The sequence below is a fragment of the Methylobacterium variabile genome, assembly GCF_001043975.1.
In the GTDB taxonomy this organism is placed as follows: domain Bacteria; phylum Pseudomonadota; class Alphaproteobacteria; order Rhizobiales; family Beijerinckiaceae; genus Methylobacterium; species Methylobacterium variabile.
In genome coordinates, this window is record NZ_LABY01000227.1 from 10,941 (window position 1) to 28,462 (window position 17,522).

Annotated in this window: 15 protein-coding genes; all 15 read right to left on the reverse strand. The window is 69.2% G+C overall.

Annotation, left to right across the window (positions count from 1 at the left end; genetic code table 11):
* Positions 1–55 precede the first annotated feature (55 nt).
* Complete coding sequence (ppdK, locus tag VQ02_RS28035; protein WP_048447539.1) at positions 56–2,734, reverse strand: pyruvate, phosphate dikinase; 2,679 nt, start codon at positions 2,732–2,734, stop codon at positions 56–58.
* A gap of 135 nt (positions 2,735–2,869) precedes the next feature.
* On the reverse strand, positions 2,870–3,013 hold the full coding sequence (locus VQ02_RS28040; protein ID WP_083469499.1) for a DUF3096 domain-containing protein: 144 nt from the start codon (positions 3,011–3,013) through the stop codon (positions 2,870–2,872).
* Between the two features lie 68 nt (positions 3,014–3,081).
* Complete coding sequence (locus VQ02_RS28045; protein ID WP_048447541.1) at positions 3,082–3,783, reverse strand: ABC transporter ATP-binding protein; 702 nt, start codon at positions 3,781–3,783, stop codon at positions 3,082–3,084.
* 119 nt (positions 3,784–3,902) lie between these two features.
* A complete protein-coding gene (locus VQ02_RS28050; RefSeq protein ID WP_048447542.1) occupies positions 3,903–5,207 on the reverse strand; it encodes a lipoprotein-releasing ABC transporter permease subunit in 1,305 nt (434 codons plus the stop codon).
* A gap of 4 nt (positions 5,208–5,211) precedes the next feature.
* Positions 5,212–6,546 (reverse strand): proline--tRNA ligase, encoded by a 1,335-nt coding sequence (gene proS, locus VQ02_RS28055; RefSeq protein WP_048447543.1) that lies wholly within the window; start codon positions 6,544–6,546, stop codon positions 5,212–5,214.
* Between the two features lie 480 nt (positions 6,547–7,026).
* Positions 7,027–7,365, reverse strand: coding sequence for a DUF1467 family protein (locus VQ02_RS28060; RefSeq protein ID WP_245239879.1), 339 nt, complete (start codon positions 7,363–7,365; stop codon positions 7,027–7,029).
* Positions 7,362–7,766: a methylmalonyl-CoA epimerase gene (gene mce, locus VQ02_RS28065; protein ID WP_048447544.1), complete on the reverse strand. Its 405-nt coding sequence runs from the start codon at positions 7,764–7,766 to the stop codon at positions 7,362–7,364. The genes VQ02_RS28060 and mce overlap by 4 nt, the downstream gene beginning before the upstream one ends.
* 150 nt (positions 7,767–7,916) lie before the next feature.
* On the reverse strand, positions 7,917–9,590 hold the full coding sequence (locus VQ02_RS28070; RefSeq protein ID WP_048447545.1) for a ribonuclease J: 1,674 nt from the start codon (positions 9,588–9,590) through the stop codon (positions 7,917–7,919).
* 198 nt (positions 9,591–9,788) lie between these two features.
* Positions 9,789–10,589: a biotin--[acetyl-CoA-carboxylase] ligase gene (locus VQ02_RS28075; protein WP_048447546.1), complete on the reverse strand. Its 801-nt coding sequence runs from the start codon at positions 10,587–10,589 to the stop codon at positions 9,789–9,791.
* Between the two features lie 4 nt (positions 10,590–10,593).
* On the reverse strand, positions 10,594–12,039 hold the full coding sequence (gene nuoN, locus VQ02_RS28080) for an NADH-quinone oxidoreductase subunit NuoN (protein ID WP_048447547.1): 1,446 nt from the start codon (positions 12,037–12,039) through the stop codon (positions 10,594–10,596).
* Between the two features lie 11 nt (positions 12,040–12,050).
* Positions 12,051–13,571, reverse strand: coding sequence for an NADH-quinone oxidoreductase subunit M (locus VQ02_RS28085; RefSeq protein WP_048447548.1), 1,521 nt, complete (start codon positions 13,569–13,571; stop codon positions 12,051–12,053).
* A 22-nt stretch (positions 13,572–13,593) separates the two neighbouring features.
* Positions 13,594–15,735 (reverse strand): NADH-quinone oxidoreductase subunit L, encoded by a 2,142-nt coding sequence (gene nuoL / locus VQ02_RS28090; protein WP_048447549.1) that lies wholly within the window; start codon positions 15,733–15,735, stop codon positions 13,594–13,596.
* Positions 15,736–15,815: 80 nt separating this feature from the next.
* Positions 15,816–16,121 (reverse strand): NADH-quinone oxidoreductase subunit NuoK, encoded by a 306-nt coding sequence (gene nuoK, locus VQ02_RS28095; protein WP_048425446.1) that lies wholly within the window; start codon positions 16,119–16,121, stop codon positions 15,816–15,818.
* A 123-nt stretch (positions 16,122–16,244) separates the two neighbouring features.
* The gene (locus VQ02_RS28100) at positions 16,245–16,865 is read right to left on the reverse strand and encodes an NADH-quinone oxidoreductase subunit J (RefSeq protein WP_048447550.1); all 621 of its coding nucleotides are present in this window, start codon (positions 16,863–16,865) and stop codon (positions 16,245–16,247) included.
* 160 nt (positions 16,866–17,025) lie between these two features.
* Positions 17,026–17,514 (reverse strand): NADH-quinone oxidoreductase subunit NuoI, encoded by a 489-nt coding sequence (gene nuoI / locus VQ02_RS28105; protein ID WP_048447551.1) that lies wholly within the window; start codon positions 17,512–17,514, stop codon positions 17,026–17,028.
* Positions 17,515–17,522: the final 8 nt, after the last annotated feature.

Genomic DNA, 17,522 nt, shown 5'->3' on the forward strand with positions numbered 1-17,522 from the left:
AGAGGAGACCGCGCGCGACCCGGCGCAACCCGACGGGATCGGCGTCGCCAGGGGCTCACGCCTCGCCGCGGCCCTTCACCTTGAGCGCCGCCTGCGCCGCCGCCAGCCGCGCGATCGGCACGCGGAACGGCGAGCAAGAGACGTAGTCGAGGCCGGTCTCCTGGCAGAAGGCAATCGAGGCCGGGTCGCCGCCGTGCTCGCCGCAGATGCCGAGCTTCAGCTTGTCCCGAACCGCCCGGCCGCGCTCGGCGGCGAGCCGCACCAGCTCGCCGACGCCCTCCTGGTCGATCGACACGAACGGGTCCGAGGCCAGGATGCCGCGCTGCGTGTAGGGCCCAAGGAACCGGCCGGCATCGTCGCGGCTGATGCCGAGCGTCGTCTGGGTCAGGTCGTTGGTGCCGAAGGAGAAGAACTCCGCCGTCTGGGCGATGTCGCCGGCCCGGAGCGCCGCGCGCGGCAGCTCGATCATCGTGCCGACCTGGTACTCGACCGCCTGGCCGGTCTCGGAGGCCACGGCCTTCGCCATGGCGTCGATGCGGGCCTTCACCAGGTCGAACTCGGTGCGGGTGAAGACCAGCGGCACCATCACCTCGGCGATGATCGGCGTGCCGGTCTGCTTGGCGGCCTCGACGGCGGCCTCGAAGATCGCCCGGGCCTGCATCTCGGCGATCTCCGGGTAGAGGATCGCCAGCCGGCAGCCGCGAAAGCCGAGCATCGGGTTGAACTCGTGCAGCTCGTTCATCCGGCGCCGCACCTTGTCCTCCTGGACGCCGGTGGCGGCGGCGACCTCGCCGATCTCCCTGTCGGAATGCGGCAGGAACTCGTGCAGCGGCGGATCGAGCAGCCGGATCGTCACCGGCAGGCCCGACATGATCGTGAACAGCTCGACGAAGTCCTGGCGCTGGTACGGCAGGAGCTTCGCCAGGGCCGCGCGGCGGCCCTCGGAATCGTCCGCCAGGATCATCTCGCGCATCGCCACGATGCGCTCCTCCTGGAAGAACATGTGCTCGGTGCGGCACAGGCCGATGCCCTCGGCGCCGTACTTGCGCGCGGTGCGGGCGTCGAGCGGCGTCTCGGCGTTGGTGCGGACCTTCATGGTGCGCACCGCGTCAGCCCACTCCATGAGCGCCGCGAAGTCGCCCGACAGCTCGGGCTCGATCATCTCGACCGCGCCCTGCATCACCTGGCCGTTCGAGCCGTCGATGGTGATGCGGTCGCCGGCCTTGAGCGTGACGCCGCCGACCGACAGGGTGCGGGCGGCATAATCCACCCGGATCTGGCCGGCACCGGAGACGCAGGGTTTGCCCATGCCGCGGGCGACCACCGCCGCGTGCGAGGTCATGCCGCCACGCGTCGTCAGGATGCCTTCCGCGGCGTGCATGCCGTGGATGTCCTCCGGCGAGGTTTCGATGCGGACCAGGATGACCTTGCGCTCGGCCTTCTTGGCGGCCTCGGCCTCCTCGGAGTTGAACACGATCTCGCCGGACGCCGCGCCCGGCGAGGCCGGCAGGCCCGAGGCAATCACCTTGCGCTCGGCCTTCGGGTCGATGGTCGGGTGGAGCAGCTGGTCGAGGGAGGCGGGCTCGACGCGGCCGACCGCCTCCTCATGGGTGATGAGGCCTTCCGCCGCGAGCTCGACGGCGATGCGCAAGGCGGCCTTCGCCGTGCGCTTACCGTTGCGGGTCTGCAGCATCCAGAGCTTCCCGGTCTCGACCGTGAATTCCAGGTCCTGCATGTCGCGGTAGTGGTTCTCGAGCATCCCGTAGATGCGCACGAGCTCGGCGTAGGCCTCCGGCATCGCCCGCTCCATCGAGGGCTTGTCGGAGCCGGATTCGCGGCGGGCGGCCTCGGTGATGTCCTGCGGTGTGCGGATGCCCGCCACCACGTCCTCCCCTTGCGCGTTGATCAGGAACTCGCCGTAGAGCGCCTTCTCGCCGGTGGAGGGGTTGCGGGTGAAGGCGACGCCGGTGGCCGAGGTCTCGCCCATGTTGCCGAACACCATGGCCTGGACGTTGACCGCGGTGCCCCAGCTCGCCGGGATCGCGTGCAGCTCGCGGTACTTGTTGGCGCGCGGGTTCATCCACGAGCCGAACACCGCACCGATCGCGCCCCAGAGCTGGGCCTGCGGATCCTGCGGGAAGTCCTGGCCGAGCTCGCGCTTCACCAGCGCCTTGTACTCGCCGATCAGGTGCTTCCAGTCGGCCGCACCCAGCTCGGTGTCGAGGGTGAGGCCCTTCTCGTCCTTGTAGCGCTCCAGCACCTCCTCGAAGGAGTGGTGCTCCACGCCGAGCACCACGTTCGAGTACATGGTGATGAAGCGGCGGTAGCTGTCGTAGGCGAAGCGCTCGTCGCCGGCGCCGCGGGCCAGGGCCTCGACGGTCGTGTCGTTGAGGCCGAGATTGAGCACCGTGTCCATCATGCCGGGCATCGAGGCCCGGGCGCCGGAGCGCACCGAGACGAGGAGCGGCGCCTCGGAATCGCCGAAGCGACGCCCGGTCAGACCGCCGACCGCCTCGAGCGCCGCCGCGACCTCACCCTCGAGCTCCGGCGGGTACTGGCGGCCATGATCGTAGTAGTAGGTGCAGACCTCGGTCGTGATGGTGAAGCCCGGCGGCACCGGGAGTCCGAGATTCGACATCTCCGCGAGGTTCGCGCCCTTGCCCCCGAGCAGGTCGCGCATCGAAGATTTCCCCTCGGCCTTGCCGTCGCCGAAGGTGTAGACCCACTTCGCCATCTCACTTCCGGCCATGTCTCTCGTCCGTTCGTAGCGGCTGCCGCCTGACGCTCCGCCGGGTTGGACCATTCGCGACCCCAACGCAAGCTGAACGGCAACGCCGTCCATGACTCTTGGTCTGGCTCTTGGCCGGACTCAGCGCAGGAGGCCGAGCCCGAACAATCCGGCGAGGATGAGGTAGATCGCCACGATGTAGTTGAGGAGCCGCGGCGCGATCAGGATCAGCACGCCCGCCACGATGGCGATGATCGGTTGCAGGTTGGCGATGGTGATCGTCATGGTGGCGGCCTTCGGCGCGGCCGAGCGTGGCCGCACCGCGTTGACGCGCCGCACCCGCCGCGGTTCCGTCAGGCGAGCTGGACGATCAGCCCGTCCTGGATCGTCACCCGGCGGTCCATGCGGGCGGCAAGCTCGAGGTTGTGGGTCGCGATCAGGGCCGCGACGCCCGACGCCCGCACCAGCGACACCAGGATCGCGAAGACGTGCCCCGCGGTCTGCGGGTCGAGGTTGCCGGTCGGCTCGTCGGCCAGCAGCAGCCGCGGGCCGTTGGCGAGCGCCCGGGCGATGGCGACGCGCTGCTGCTCGCCGCCCGACAGCTCCGCCGGCCGGTGGGCGAGCCGCTCCTTGAGGCCGAGGAAGGCCAGCAGCTCGGCGGCGCGGGAGCGCGCCTCCCGGGCGGAGAGGCCGCGGATGAGCTGGGGCAGCACCACGTTCTCGAGGGCCGAGAACTCGGGGAGCAGGTGGTGCGACTGGTAGACGAAGCCCATCTCCTCGCGCCGCATCCGGGTGCGGGCGGCGTCGTCCATCCGGGCGCTCGGCTGGCCGCCGATATAGACCTCGCCGCCGTCGGGCCGCTCGAGAAGGCCGGCGACGTGGAGCAGGGTCGACTTGCCGGTGCCGGAGGGCGCCACGAGCGCCACGATCTCGCCGGGCCAGATCGCCAGATCGGCCCCGCGCAGGATCTCGAGGTGGCCGGTGCCCTGGGTGTAGCGGCGCTCGACCTGGGACAGGAAGAGCGCCGGGACCGGCTGCTGCGGCGATGCATCCATGGGCGTCAGGCGCCCGTCGCCGCGGGGCGGGGAGCGGGGCGGAAATGGGGAACGGGCAGCGGCATCCTGACGGTACTCGGATACGGGGCCGGGCGGGAGAGACCCGGCCGGGACAGGGATCAGCCGTAGCGCAGGGCCTGCACCGGGTCGAGCCGGGCGGCGCGCCAGGACGGGTACAGCGTGGCCAGCAGCGACAGCACCATCGACATCGCCACCACCGCGACCACCTCGCCGGCATTGGTCTCGGACGGGATCTCCGACAGGAACCGCACGGTCGGGTCCCAGGCACCGGGAAACAGCGTGCGCTGGATCGCGGTGATGTTGGCCGAGAACACGAGCCCGAGGACGAAGCCGGCGAGCGTGCCGAGGATGCCGATCGAGGCGCCGGTGATGAGGAAGACCCGCATGATCGCCCCGCGGGTCGCCCCCATGGTGCGCAGGATCGCGATGTCGCTCGACTTGTCCTTCACCAGCATGATCAGGCCGGAGACGATGTTGAGCGCCGCCACCAGCACGATCAGCGTGAGGATGATGAACATCACGTTGCGCTCCACCTCGAGGGCGGAGAAGAAGGTCCGGTTGCGCTGACGCCAGTCAGTGATCAGCACCGGGCGCTCGGCGGCCAGCTCGAGCTCGCCCCGCGCCTCCCCGACCGCGTCGGCGTTGTCGAGGAAGATCTCGATCACCGAGACGTCGCCGTCGCGGTTGAAGAAGCCTTGAGCCTCGGTGAGCGGCATGTAGACGAAGGTGCCGTCGAACTCGGACATGCCGACCTCGAACACCGCCGCGACGTTGTAGCCTTTGATCCGTGGCGCGGTGCCGAACGGCGTGGTCGCTCCCTTCGGGGTCGCCAGCGTGATGGTGTCGCCGGCCTGCAGCCCGAGGGATTCAGCGAGCCGCTTGCCGATGGCGACGCCGCCGCCGGTGTCGAAGTTCTCCAGCGTCCCGCCCCGGATGGTGCCGGCAACCGACGGGATCCGCTTCAGGTCCTCGGCCCGCACGCCGCGCACCAGCACGCCGGAGCCGCCGAACTGCGACGAGGCGAAGGCCTGGCCCTCGACCATCGGCAGGGCGAGGTGGACGCCCGCGACCTTGCCGAGCCGGTCCGACAAGTCGGCGAAGTCGGTCAGCGGCCGGTCGATCGGCGCGACGAAGATGTGGCCGTTGATGCCGACGATCTTGCTGAGCAGCTCCTTGCGGAACCCGTTCATCACCGAGAGCACGATGATGAGGGTGGCAACGCCCAGCATGATCCCGAGGAACGAGAACAGGGCGATGACCGAGACGAACCCCTCCTTGCGCCGGGTGCGCAGGTAGCGCCCGGCGATCGTCCATTCGAAAGGCGCGAACGGCAGGGTGCCGCCCCCGCCCTGGCTGCGCCCGCCGAATTTCGGCAGGCGCTCGCGGATCGCCGCGAGGGCCATCGGCTCAGGCGGTCCGGTTCTGGCGCAGGAACGCCGGCACCGCCTCGGGGGCGATGGTCTCGCGGGCGCCGGTGGCCCGGCGCTTCACCTCGACCTTGCCCTCGGCCAGGCCCTTCGGCCCGACGATGACCTGCCAGGGCAGGCCGATCAGGTCGGCGGTGGCGAACTTTCCGCCCGGGCGTTCGTCGCGGTCGTCGTAGAGCACGGTGAGGCCGGCGGCCTCGAGCTCGCCCTGGAGCTTGGCGCAGGCGGCATCGGTGGCCGCATCCCCGACCTTCAGGTTGAGGAGCGCGACGTCGAACGGCGCCACCGCGTCCGGCCACACGATGCCGGCCTCGTCGTGGCCCGCCTCGATGATGGCGGCGACGAGCCGGCTCGGGCCGATGCCGTAGGAGCCCATGTGGACCGGGCGCTCCTGCCCGTCCGGCCCGGTGACCTTCGCGCCCATCGGCTCGGAGTACTTGGTGCCGAAATAGAAGATGTGGCCGACCTCGATGCCGCGGGCGGCCATCTGCTCGGGCGCAGGCACCTGCGCGAAGGCGGCGGCGTCGTGCATCTCCGAGGTGGCGGCGTAGCGCGAGGTCCAGTGGTCGACGGTGGCCTGAAGCCCGGCGACGTCGTCGAAGTCGGTGCCGGCCTCCGGCACCGGGAAGTCGAGATAGGCGCGGTCGCAGTACACCTCGCTCTCGCCGGTCTGGGCCAGGATGATGAACTCGTGGCTGAGATCGCCGCCTATCGGCCCGGTCTCGGCCCGCATCGGGATCGCCTTCAGGCCGAGCCGCGCGAAGGTGCGCAGGTAAGCCACGAACATCTTGTTGTAGGAGTGCCGTGCGCCGGCCTGGTCGAGATCGAAGGAGTAGGCGTCCTTCATCAGGAACTCGCGCGACCGCATCGTGCCGAAGCGGGGCCGCACCTCGTCGCGGAACTTCCACTGGATGTGGTAGAGGTTCTTCGGCAGGTCCTTGTAGGAGCGCACGGCCGAGCGGAAGATCGCCGTGATCATCTCCTCGTTGGTCGGGCCGAACAGCATGTCGCGCTCGTGCCGGTCCTTGATGCGCAGCATCTCCTTGCCGTACGCGTCGTAGCGGCCGGACTCGCGCCAGAGATCCGCGGACTGGATCGTCGGCATCAGGAGCTCGATCGCGCCGGAGCGGTCCTGCTCGGCCCGGATGATGTCGGCCACCCGGTTGAGCACCCGCAGGCCGAGCGGCAACCAGGCGTAGATGCCGGCGGCCTCCTGGCGGATCATGCCGGCGCGCAGCATCAGCCGGTGCGAGACGATCTCGGCTTCCTTGGGCGTCTCGCGCAGGATGGGCAGGAAGTAGCGGCTGAGACGCATGTCGGACCTTGGCGTGGCAGGCAGTGGCTTCGCAGGGGCAGGCCCCGCCGGGAGAGGTTGATCCCCGGGATCGCCCTTTTGCACGCTTCCGGTCCCGTTCGCAAAACATGAAACGCCGCCGGAGCGCGCGATGCGGGCCGCCTCCCGCGCGCCCGATGCGGGTCAGGGGAGAAAAATGCGCCGGCCATGCAAAAAAACGCATCAACCTGCTCGAAGCCAGGTGACAATGCGAACTCTTATTCCTATAAGCGGCATCGCGATGATGCGCAGGCAGGCCGAACGGCGCCGCGCAAGGTCCGAGTCTCGGGAGGAAAAGCCAGCCTCAACGCCCGTACGGGTGAACAACAGAGCATAGGCTGGCGAAAACATCCAGAAAGCTATCAAGCAAGGCTTCCGAGCCTTGCTTTTTTATTTTGGACTTCGGTGTACAGGACGGATGCTGCACAGCGTCAATCCGCGCCCGCACGGGGTCGCGGAAAGCTACAATCCGGCGAGCGGAAAGGCCGCGACGGCGGCGATGAAGACCACGTCCGACACGAGGGTGGTCCACACCGCCTTGCGGCGCATCTGCGGTCGCGGCGGCGCGCCAAGATCCTGACCCGGCACGATGACCTCGGTGCCGTCGGGCGCGGCCCGGAACGGCAGCACGGCGAAGAGCAGCGTCCACCACACCACGAAGTAGAGCGCCCCCGCTCCGAACCCGCTGAGGCGGAAGCCCCACACCGCCAGCAGCAGCACCGGCAGCATCAGCAGGATGCAGACCGCGAGCGTGCGGGGGATCGAGGCGGTGGCGCGGTCGAGGAGGGCGTCCACGCTCACGCCTGCTCCAGCTCGACCAGGGTGCCGAGGAAGTCCTTCGGATGCAGGAACAGCACCGGCTTGCCGTGGGCGCCGATGCGCGGCTCGCCCGTGCCGAGGATGCGGGCGCCCTGCCCTTTCAGCCGGTCGCGGGCGGCCAGGATATCGTCGACCTCGTAGCAGACGTGGTGGATGCCCCCGCCCGGGTTACGCTCCAGGAAGGCGTTGATCGGGGAGTCGGCGCCTAGGGGCTCGAGCAGCTCGATCTTGCTGTTGGGGAGTTCCACGAAGATCACCGTCACGCCGTGCTCCGGCTGCGGCAGCGGCGGCGACAGCGTCGCCCCGAGGGTGTCGCGGTACACCTTCGCGGCGGCCTCGAGATCCTTCACCGCGATGGCGACGTGGTTGAGCCTGCCGATCATGGGGGTGTTCCTCCGGTGGTCCCTGGGGAGATGTTCGTCGTTACAACGTCAGCGTCCAAGAAGGTACTTCAGGACCCGCTCCCGAACCCTCCCCCGCAGAGGGGGAGGGTTCAGCGCCTTCCGGAGCGTCAGCACATGACGCCCCCGCCCTCAGACCTCCACCACCATGACGTGGCAGGCCGGCTTCTTGCCCCACACCTCGTTGACGGCGGAGCGGATCGCCCGGTCGACGGCGTTCTCGACCGCCTCCGAGTCGCGGCGCTTGACCCGCGACAGGCCGGCGAGGGTGCGCTCCACCGCGTCGCCGATCACGTCGATCACGACCTCGCCCTTGCGGCCGTAGCTCGGCAGGCCCATCAGGTCGATCGACGGCTCGCCCTTGACCTCGCCGTTGCGGTCGAGCGCGATCGCCACCGAGACGATGCCCGTGAAGGCGAGCTTGCGTCGCTCCGGGATCGCGCGGTCGTTCGAGTCGACGAGAACGTTGCCGTCCTTGAAGATCCGCCCGCTCTTGACGTGGGTGACGATCTCCGGCTCGCCCGGGGCGAGACGGATCAGGGTGCCGTTGCGGGCCTTCATCACCGTGTCGACGCCCTGCTTGCGGGCGAAGGTGGCGTGCTCGGCGAGGTGCAGCGCCTCGCCGTGGACCGGGACCGCGATGCGCGGCTTGGTCCAGCGGTACATCGCCGCCATCTCGTCGCGCCGCGGGTGGCCCGAGACGTGGACGAGCTCGGTGCGGTCGGTCACCACCTCGATGCCGGCCTCGATCAGGTCGTTGATGATCGCGCCGACCGCCCGCTCGTTGCCGGGAATCGCCCGCGAGGAGAAGATCACCCGGTCGCCCGGCGAGAGGGCGATCTCCGGGTGCTCGTCGCGGGAGACGCGGGCCAGCGCCGCCCGCGGCTCGCCCTGCGAGCCGGTGAGGAGCGCCACCACCTTCTCCCGCGGCAGGTAGCCGTAGGCCTCGGCGCCGCGGATCTCCGGCAGGTTGTCGAGGTATCCGCACTCGCGGGCGACGTCGATCACCCGGTCCATGGCGCGGCCGACCGCCACCACGTCGCGGCCGCAGGCCTGGGCGGCGAGGCACACCGCCCGCATCCGGGCGACGTTCGAGGCGAAGGTCGTGACCGCGACCCGGTGCGGCGCGTTGCGGATCAGCTCGGCGAGGTGGGCCGAGACCTCGGACTCGCTCGGCGAGCGCCCCTCGCGGGTGACGTTGGTCGAATCGCAGACCAGTGCCAGCACGCCTTCCTCGCCGAGGCGGGTGAAGGTCTCCTCCGAGGTGGTGTTGCCGGCCACCGGCGTATCGTCGAGCTTCCAGTCGCCGGTATGGAGCACCAGGCCGAGCGGCGTGCGGATCGCGAGCGCGTTCGCCTCGGGGATCGAGTGGGCCACCGGCACGTACTCGATCGAGAACGGCCCGAGATCGAGGCGGCCGTCCGCCGGCACCTCGCGCAGGTCGACCTTGGGCGCGCCCGGCTCGCCGAGGCGGCGGGCCTCGATCAGGTTCTTGGTGAAGCGCGTCGCGTAGACCGGCACCTTGAGCTTGGGCCACAGCTCGCCGATGGCGCCGATATGGTCCTCGTGCCCGTGGGTGATCAGGATGCCGAGCAGGTTCTCCCGGTGCTCCTCGGCGAAGCTCAGGTCCGGGTACATCAGGTCGACGCCCGGCATGTGCTCTTCGCTGGCGAAGCCCATGCCGAGGTCGACCATGATCCACTTGCGGTGCTTCGGCGGGCCGAAGCCGTAGAGCGCCGCGTTCATGCCGATCTCGCCCACTCCTCCGAGGGGCAGGAAGATCAGTTCGTCTCCTTTGGTCGTCATCCGCTACCATCACTGCACGGATCGCCGTCGCGGTCCCACTCAAGGAACGGCCTCGTCTGCCGTCACGGTCACGGCGCCGTCATGTCGCGTATGCGGCCGGAAACGGCCGCGCGGCGGCGGCGCCTGGGGCGCCCCGCCGGAAGACGTCGAACTGGTCCGGGAAACGTCGTCGCCGCGCGGGCGCCGCCCCGCCTCCCGTCAGGCCGCCGAGGCGGCCGCTCCGAAATGCACCTCGCCGGCGGAGACCGCGATGCGGTCGCCATCCGCCAGCCGGACGACCAGCCGGCCGCCCTCGTCGATCGTCTCGAAGGTTCCGGCCGCCGCGCGCCCGCCGGTCTGGACGCTCACCGGCCCGCCGAGCCCGGCAGCGGCCGAGAGCCAGGCGTCGCGGATCCGGGCGAAGCCCCGCCCCTCGTCCCACAGCCGCTCGGCCTCGATCCAGGTTCCGGTCAGAAGGCGGAACAGTCCCGGCGCGTCGACGGCACAGCCGGCCTGCGCCAGCGAGGTCGCGGCGTAGGGCAGCCCCTCGGGCGCGCCCGCGACGTTGGCGCCGATTCCGACCGTCACGAAGGCGCCGCGACCGGGCACCGTCTCCATCTCGAGCAGGATGCCGACGAGCTTGGCACCGCCGAGGAGCACGTCGTTGGGCCACTTGAGCCGGAAATCCGGTGCCCGTCCACCGGTTCCCGGACCGCAGGCGCGGCGCAGCGCCCGCTCCACGGCGACGCCGGCGACGAAGCCGAGGGTCGCAACCCGGTCGGGCGCGAGGCCAGCCGGCACCGGCCAGAGCAGGCTCGCCGCGTGGTTGCCCTCGACCCAGGTCCAGCCCTTGCCGCGCCGTCCGCGGCCGCCGGTCTGCTCCCGGGTCACGACCCAGAGCGGCCCAGGCTCGCCGGCGCGGGCGCGCTCCAGGGCCTGCGTGCTCGTCGAGCCGAGGCTGTCATGAACCTCGAGGCGGTATCCCGCGGCCGTGGCCGCGGGGTCGAGCACGAACGTCATGCGGCTAGAACAGGGACTTCGCGGCAGTCCCGGCCAGGCCGACGAGGGGCGCCGGCACGAGCCAGAACAGCAGCACCACCACGCTCGACAGGCCGAGCACGATGCGGAGCCCCGGGCCCATCGGCTCGTAGGAGCCGGCGGGCTCGTCGAAGTACATCACCTTGACGAGGCGCAGGTAGTAGTAGGCGCCGATCACGCTCGTCACCACGCCGATCACCGCCAGGGCGACGAGGTTCGCCTTGATGGCCGCGGCGAAGACGTAGAACTTCGCGAAGAACCCGGCGAGCGGCGGGATGCCGGCGAGCGAGAACATCATCATGGCGAGCAGGAACGCCACCCAGGGATGGGTGCGCGACAGGCCCGACAGGTCGTCGATGGTCTCGAACATCTGGCGGCCGCGGCGCAGCGACAGGATCACCGCGAAGGCGCCGAGCGTCATGGCGAGGTAGATCGCCATGTAGATCACGACGCCGCGCACCCCCTCCTGCGTACCGGCGGCGAGCCCGATGAGCGCGTAGCCGACATTCGCGATGGAGGAGTACGCCATCAGGCGCTTGAGGCTGCGCTGGCCGATCGCCGCGAAGGAGCCGAGCGCCATCGAGGCGATCGACACGAACACGATGATCTGCTGCCACTCCGCCGACACCACCGGGAAGGCGCCGATGAACACGCGTACGGCCATCGCCATGGCGGCCATCTTGGGCGCGGACGCGAAGAACGCCGTGACCGGGGTCGGCGCGCCCTCGTAGACGTCCGGGGTCCACATGTGGAACGGCACGGCCGCCAGCTTGAACGACACGCCGGCGGCCACGAACACGATACCGAGCACGATGCCGAGGCCGGAGCCCTCGCGCAGGGCCGTGACGATGTGCGGGAACGAGACGCTGCCGGTGAAACCGTAGACCAGCGAGGCGCCGTAGAGCAGCATGCCGGACGACAGGGCGCCGAGCACGAAGTACTTCAGGCCGGCCTCGGTCGAGCGCACGTCGTCGCGGTGGAACGAGGCGATGACGTAGGCCGCGAGGCTCTGCAGCTCGAGGCCCAGATAGAGCCCGATCAGGTCGTTGGCCGAGGCCATGATCATCATGCCGATCGTCGAGAGGACGATCAGGATCGGGTACTCGAAGCGGGCGATCCGCTCGCGCTCGAAGTGCTCCTTGGCGAGCAGGATCGCGGCGGCCGAGCCGATGAGGGTCAGCGCCTTCATCACCCGGGCGAAGCCGTCGACGATGAAGGAGCCGTTGAAGGTGGTGACCTTGGCGCCGAACGGCTGGCTGACCACCGCGAACAGGGCCAGGATCAGCAGGATCAGGGCGCCGACGCTGACGCCCTCGGTGGAGCGCTCGCCCTTGAAGGCGCCGTAGAGGATCAGCACCAGGACGCCGACCGCGAGGATCAGCTCCGGCAGGGCGGGCCCGAGGGCGGGCAGGACGGTCTGAGCGGCGTTCATCGCGTTCGAACTCAGTGCGGGACCGGCAGGGCCGCGGCAGCGGTCTGGGTCGTGGAGAGGGCGGCGCGCATCCCCTGCATCAGCGCGTCGGTCGAGGGCGCGAAGACGTCGAGGATCGGGCCGGGATGGACGCCGTAGTAGATCGTCAGCGCCACCAGCGGGGCGAGGATCAGCATCTCGCGGCGGTCGAGATCGGTGATCCCCTGCAGGCTCGGCTTTTCGAGCTTGCCGTAGACCACCCGGGCGAAGAGCCAGAGGGCGTAGGCCGCCGACAGGATGATGCCGAAGACCGAGAAGAACGACACCATCGGGTTGGCCTTGAAGGCGCCCATCATCGCCAGGAACTCGCCGACGAAGCCCGAGGTGCCCGGCAGGCCGACATTGGCCATGGTGAACACCATCATGGCGACCGCGTAGAGCGGCATCCGCTTCACCAGGCCGCCATAGGCCGAGATCTCGCGGGTGTGCATCCGGTCGTAGATCACGCCGACGCACAGGAACAGCGCGCCCGAGACGATGCCGTGCGAGATCATCAGGAACAGGGCGCCCTGGATGCCCTGCTCGTTGAGGGTGAACAGGCCGAGGGTCACGAAGCCCATATGGGCCACCGAGGAGTAGGCGATCAGCTTCTTGATGTCGGTCTGCACCAGCGCGACCAGCGAGGTGTAGATGATCGCCACCACCGACAGCGCGTAGACCATCGGGGCGAAGTGGTGGGACGCGTCCGGGAACATCGGCAGCGAGACCCGGATGAAGCCGTAGCCGCCCATCTTGAGCAGGATGCCCGCCAGGATCACCGAGCCGGCGGTCGGCGCCTCGACGTGGGCGTCGGGGAGCCAGGTATGGACCGGCCACATCGGCATCTTCACCGCGAAGGAGGCGAAGAAGGCGAGCCAGAGCCAGATCTGCATGTTCGCTGGGAAGCGGGTCTGCAGCAGGGTCGGGATGTCGGTGGTGCCGGCCTGCCAGTACATCGCCATGATGGCGAGCAGCATCAGCACCGAGCCGAGCAGGGTGTAAAGGAAGAACTTGAATGACGCGTAGATCCGCCGCTTGCCGCCCCAGATACCGATGATGAGGAACATCGGGATCAGGCCGGCCTCGAAGAACAGGTAGAACAGCACCAGGTCGAGGGCGCAGAACACGCCGATCATCGTGGTCTCGAGGACCAGGAACGCGACGAAGTACTCCTTCACCCGGTGCTCGATCGAGAGCCACGAGGCACCGATGCAGAACGGCATCAGGAAGGTGGTGAGTAGCACCAGCGGCATCGAGAAGCCGTCGACGCCGAGCTTGAACCGGATGGTCTCGGTCAGCCAGGCGTGGGTCTCGACGAGCTGGAACTGCGAGGTCGAGGCGTCGTAGCGGCCCCAGGCGACCAGCGACAGGAGGAAGGTCGCCAGCGTGGTGATGAGCGCCGCCCAGCGGGCGTTGCGCTGGACCGCCGCGTCGTCGCCGCGGAGCGTGAGGATGAACGCGGCGCCGACGAGGGGCAGGATGAGGAGGCCGGAGAGGATCCCGAGGCCGAGCATGGTTCTCTATTCTCCGGTCAGGTCAGTGGGCGGCCGCGGAGACGCCGGTGAACAGGTACCAGCTCACCAGGGCGGCGACGCCGATCAGCATCACGAAGGCGTAGTGGTAGACGTAGCCGGTCTGCAGGCGGACCACGCCGCGGGTGACGTCGACCACCCGGGCCGCAATGCCGTTCGGGCCCATGCCATCGATGATCCGTCCGTCGCCGACCTTCCACAGGAACTCGCCGAAGCCCTTGGCCGGGCGGACGAAGATGCGGTCGTAGATCTCGTCGAAGTACCACTTGTTGAGCAGGAACCGGTACAGCAGCGGCTGGCTCTCCGCGAGCTGGTGCGGCAGCTCCGGCCGGCGGATGTACATCCAGAAGGCGAGAAGGAAGCCCAGCACCAGCATCACGAACGGCGATTGCTGCACCCAGAACGGCGAGTTGTGGATGTCGTGCATGATGTGGTTGTCGGGGCCGTGCGCCAGCGCGCCCTTCCAGAACTCGTCCATGCTCTCGCCGATGAACCGGTTCTTGAACACCAGGCCGGCGAAGAGGGCACCGACGGCGAGGATCGCCAGCGGGATCGTCATCACCCGCGGGCTCTCGTGCGGGGTGTGGGCGTGATCGTGATGCTCGATCGCCGAGTGTGAGGCCGGCTCGAGGTCGTGCCCCTTGTCGTCGTGGGCGACGCCCTCGTGGTGACCCGGTGCCCCGTCGGCCTCCGCGGCGGCATGCGCGACCGCCGGATGATGGGCGGCGTGCGCGACGGCGTGGTGGTCGTCATGGCCATGTGCATGGCTGTCGCCATGAGCATGGGCGTTCTGCCAGCGGGCCCGACCCTCGAAGGTCAGGAAGAACAGGCGCCAGGAGTAGAACGAGGTGAAGAACGCCGCGATGACCGTCGCCAGGAAGGCCAGCACGTGGCCCGGTCGGGTCGACATGTAGGCCGCCTCGATGATCGCGTCCTTCGAGTAGAAGCCGGCGGTGAACGGGAAGCCGATCAGCGCGAGTGTCCCGATCGCCATCATGGCGGTGGTGAAGGGGATGTAGCGCCGCAGAGCGCCCATGTTCCGCATGTCCTGCTCGTGGTGCATCGCGTGGATGACCGAGCCGGCGCCGAGGAACAGCAGCGCCTTGAAGAAGGCGTGGGTGAAGAGGTGGAAGACGCCCGCCGCGTAGGCGCCGACGCCGAGCGCCACGAACATGTAGCCGAGCTGCGAGCAGGTCGAGTAGGCGATGACCCGCTTGATGTCGTTCTGCACCAGGCCGACCGTGGCGGCGAAGAAGGCCGTGATGCCGCCGATCACCGTGACGACGATGAGGGCGTTCGGCGCCGCGTCGAAGAGCGGCGACAGGCGGGCGACCATGAACACGCCGGCGGTCACCATGGTGGCGGCGTGGATCAGCGCAGAGACCGGGGTCGGGCCCTCCATCGCGTCCGGCAGCCAGGTGTGCAGCAGGAACTGCGCCGACTTGCCCATCGCGCCCATGAACAGCAGCAGGCAGCAGAGGGTGAGCGCGTTCCAGTCGTAGCCGAGGAAGTGGAACGTCGCGTCCTTGAGCTCGGGCACCTTCGGGAAGATGCCGTCGAAGGCGACCGCGCCGAAGAGCACGAAGCAGAGGAAGATGCCGAGCGAGAAGCCGAAATCGCCGACGCGGTTGACGATGAAGGCCTTCATCGCCGCGGCGTTGGCCGAGGGCTTCTCGTACCAGAAGCCGATCAGCAGGTACGAGGCGAGGCCGACGCCCTCCCAGCCGAAGAACATCTGGACGAGGTTGTCCGACGTCACCAGCATCAGCATGGCGAAGGTGAACAGCGACAGGTAGGCGAAGAACCGCGGCCGGTGCGGGTCCTCGTGCATGTAGCCCATCGAGTAGAGGTGGACGAGCGCCGAGACGCTGTTGACCACCACCAGCATCACCGCGGTGAGCGTGTCGGCCCGGAAGGCCCAGTCGACCACGAGGTCGCCGGCGGTGAACCAGGTCGCGACGTGGACCTTGGTGGCGCCGTGGCCGTGGCCGCCGGTCACCTCGAAGAAGGCGACCCAGGACAGGAGCGCCACGAAGACGAGGATGCCGGTGGTCACCACCTCGCTGGCCCGCGGGCCGATGCGGCGCCCGAACAGGCCGGCGATGAGGGCGCCGATCAGGGGCAGGAAAACGATCGCGTGGTACATGCTCGGGTCCCGGCCTCGCGTGACGATTGCCGCTGCGGCTCTGGTTCTAGGGGAAGGGCGTCAGGGCGTAAGGCGCCGCGTCAGCCCTTCATCATGTTGACGTCCTCGACGGCGATCGAGCCGCGGTTGCGGAAGAACACCACCAGGATGGCGAGGCCGATCGCGGCCTCGGCGGCTGCCACGGTCAGCACGAACAGGGCGAAGACCTGGCCGACGATGTCGCCGAGGTGGGTCGAGAACGCCACCAGGTTGATGTTCACCGCGAGCAGGATCAGCTCCACCGACATCAGGATGACGATGATGTTCTTGCGGTTGATGAAGATGCCGAGCACCCCGAGGGTGAACAGGATCGCGGCGACCGTCAGGTAGTGGCTCAAACCGATCATCGTGCCTCTCGGCCGCGGGCGGCCGCCTTCGTGTCGCGAGGCGCGTCCGGCCCCGCCGCTCTTGCCATCAGCATGGCGGGACCCGCAGGCCCCGCATGAACTCGTCTCAGGCCGTGGCGGCCATCAGACCTCGACGCCCTGCCCCGTCGGCACGTGGCGCACCTCGACGGCATCGGCCTGGGTGCGGGCGTTCTGGATCGAGATGTCCTGGCGCTTGACGCCCGGCCGGTCGCGCAGCGTGAGCACGATCGCACCGATCATCGCGACCAGCAGGATCAGCCCGGCGACCTGGAAGAAGAAGAAGTAGTTGGTGTAGAGAACCAGCCCGAGGGCCTGCGTGTTGGTGACCGTCTCGCCGCCCGGCGCCACCGCCAGCGGGCCGTGGACCAGCCCGGGATCGATCGCCCAGGAGCCGACGACGAGGAGCAGCTCGACCAGGAACACCGCCCCGATCAGGCCGCCGACCGGCAGGTAGTCCTGGAAGCCCTGGCGCAGCTCGGCGAAATCGACGTCGAGCATCATCACCACGAACAGGAACAGCACCGCGACGGCGCCGACATAGACCACGACCAGGATCATGGCCAGGAACTCCGCCCCCATCAGCACGAACAGCCCGGCGGCGTTCACGAAGGCGAGGATGAGGAAGAGCACCGAGGTGACGGGGTTGCGCGAGGCGATCACCATGAAGCCCGAGGCGACGGTGATCGCGGCGAAGAGATAGAAGAAGGCGGCGGCTGCGGTCATGCGCTGAAATCATGCCGCCTGGCGGCGGCCTCCTGCCCGACCCCCGGAGCGTCCCGGCGGCCCGTCTATAGAACCCGCTCCCGCGGCGCACAACCGGGGGAGCGGCGAATGTGTCTTCGGTTCCCGGGGAGGAGGGTCCGGGCCCTCCTCCGGGTGCGGCTCAGCGGTAGGGCGCGTCGGCCGCGATGTTGCGGGCGATCTCGCGCTCCCAGCGGTCGCCGTTCGCGAGCAGCTTGGCCTTGTCGTAGAGCAGCTCCTCGCGGGTCTCCACCGAGAACTCGAAGTTCGGCCCCTCGACGATGGCGTCCACCGGGCAGGCCTCCTGGCACATGCCGCAATAGATGCACTTCACCATGTCGATGTCGTAGCGGGTGGTGCGCCGCGTGCCGTCGTTGCGGCGCGGGCCCGCCTCGATGGTGATGGCCTGGGCCGGGCAGACCGCCTCGCACAGCTTGCAGGCGATGCAGCGCTCTTCCCCGTTGGGGTAGCGCCGCAGGGCGTGCTCGCCGCGGAAGCGCGGGCCGCGATGGCCCATCTCGAACGGATAGTTGATCGTCGCCTTGGGCTTGAAGAAGTAGCGCATCGCCAGGGCGAACCCGGTGACGAACTCCTTCAACAGCAGGCCGCGGGCGACCTGGTCGAGCTTCATGGCTCGTT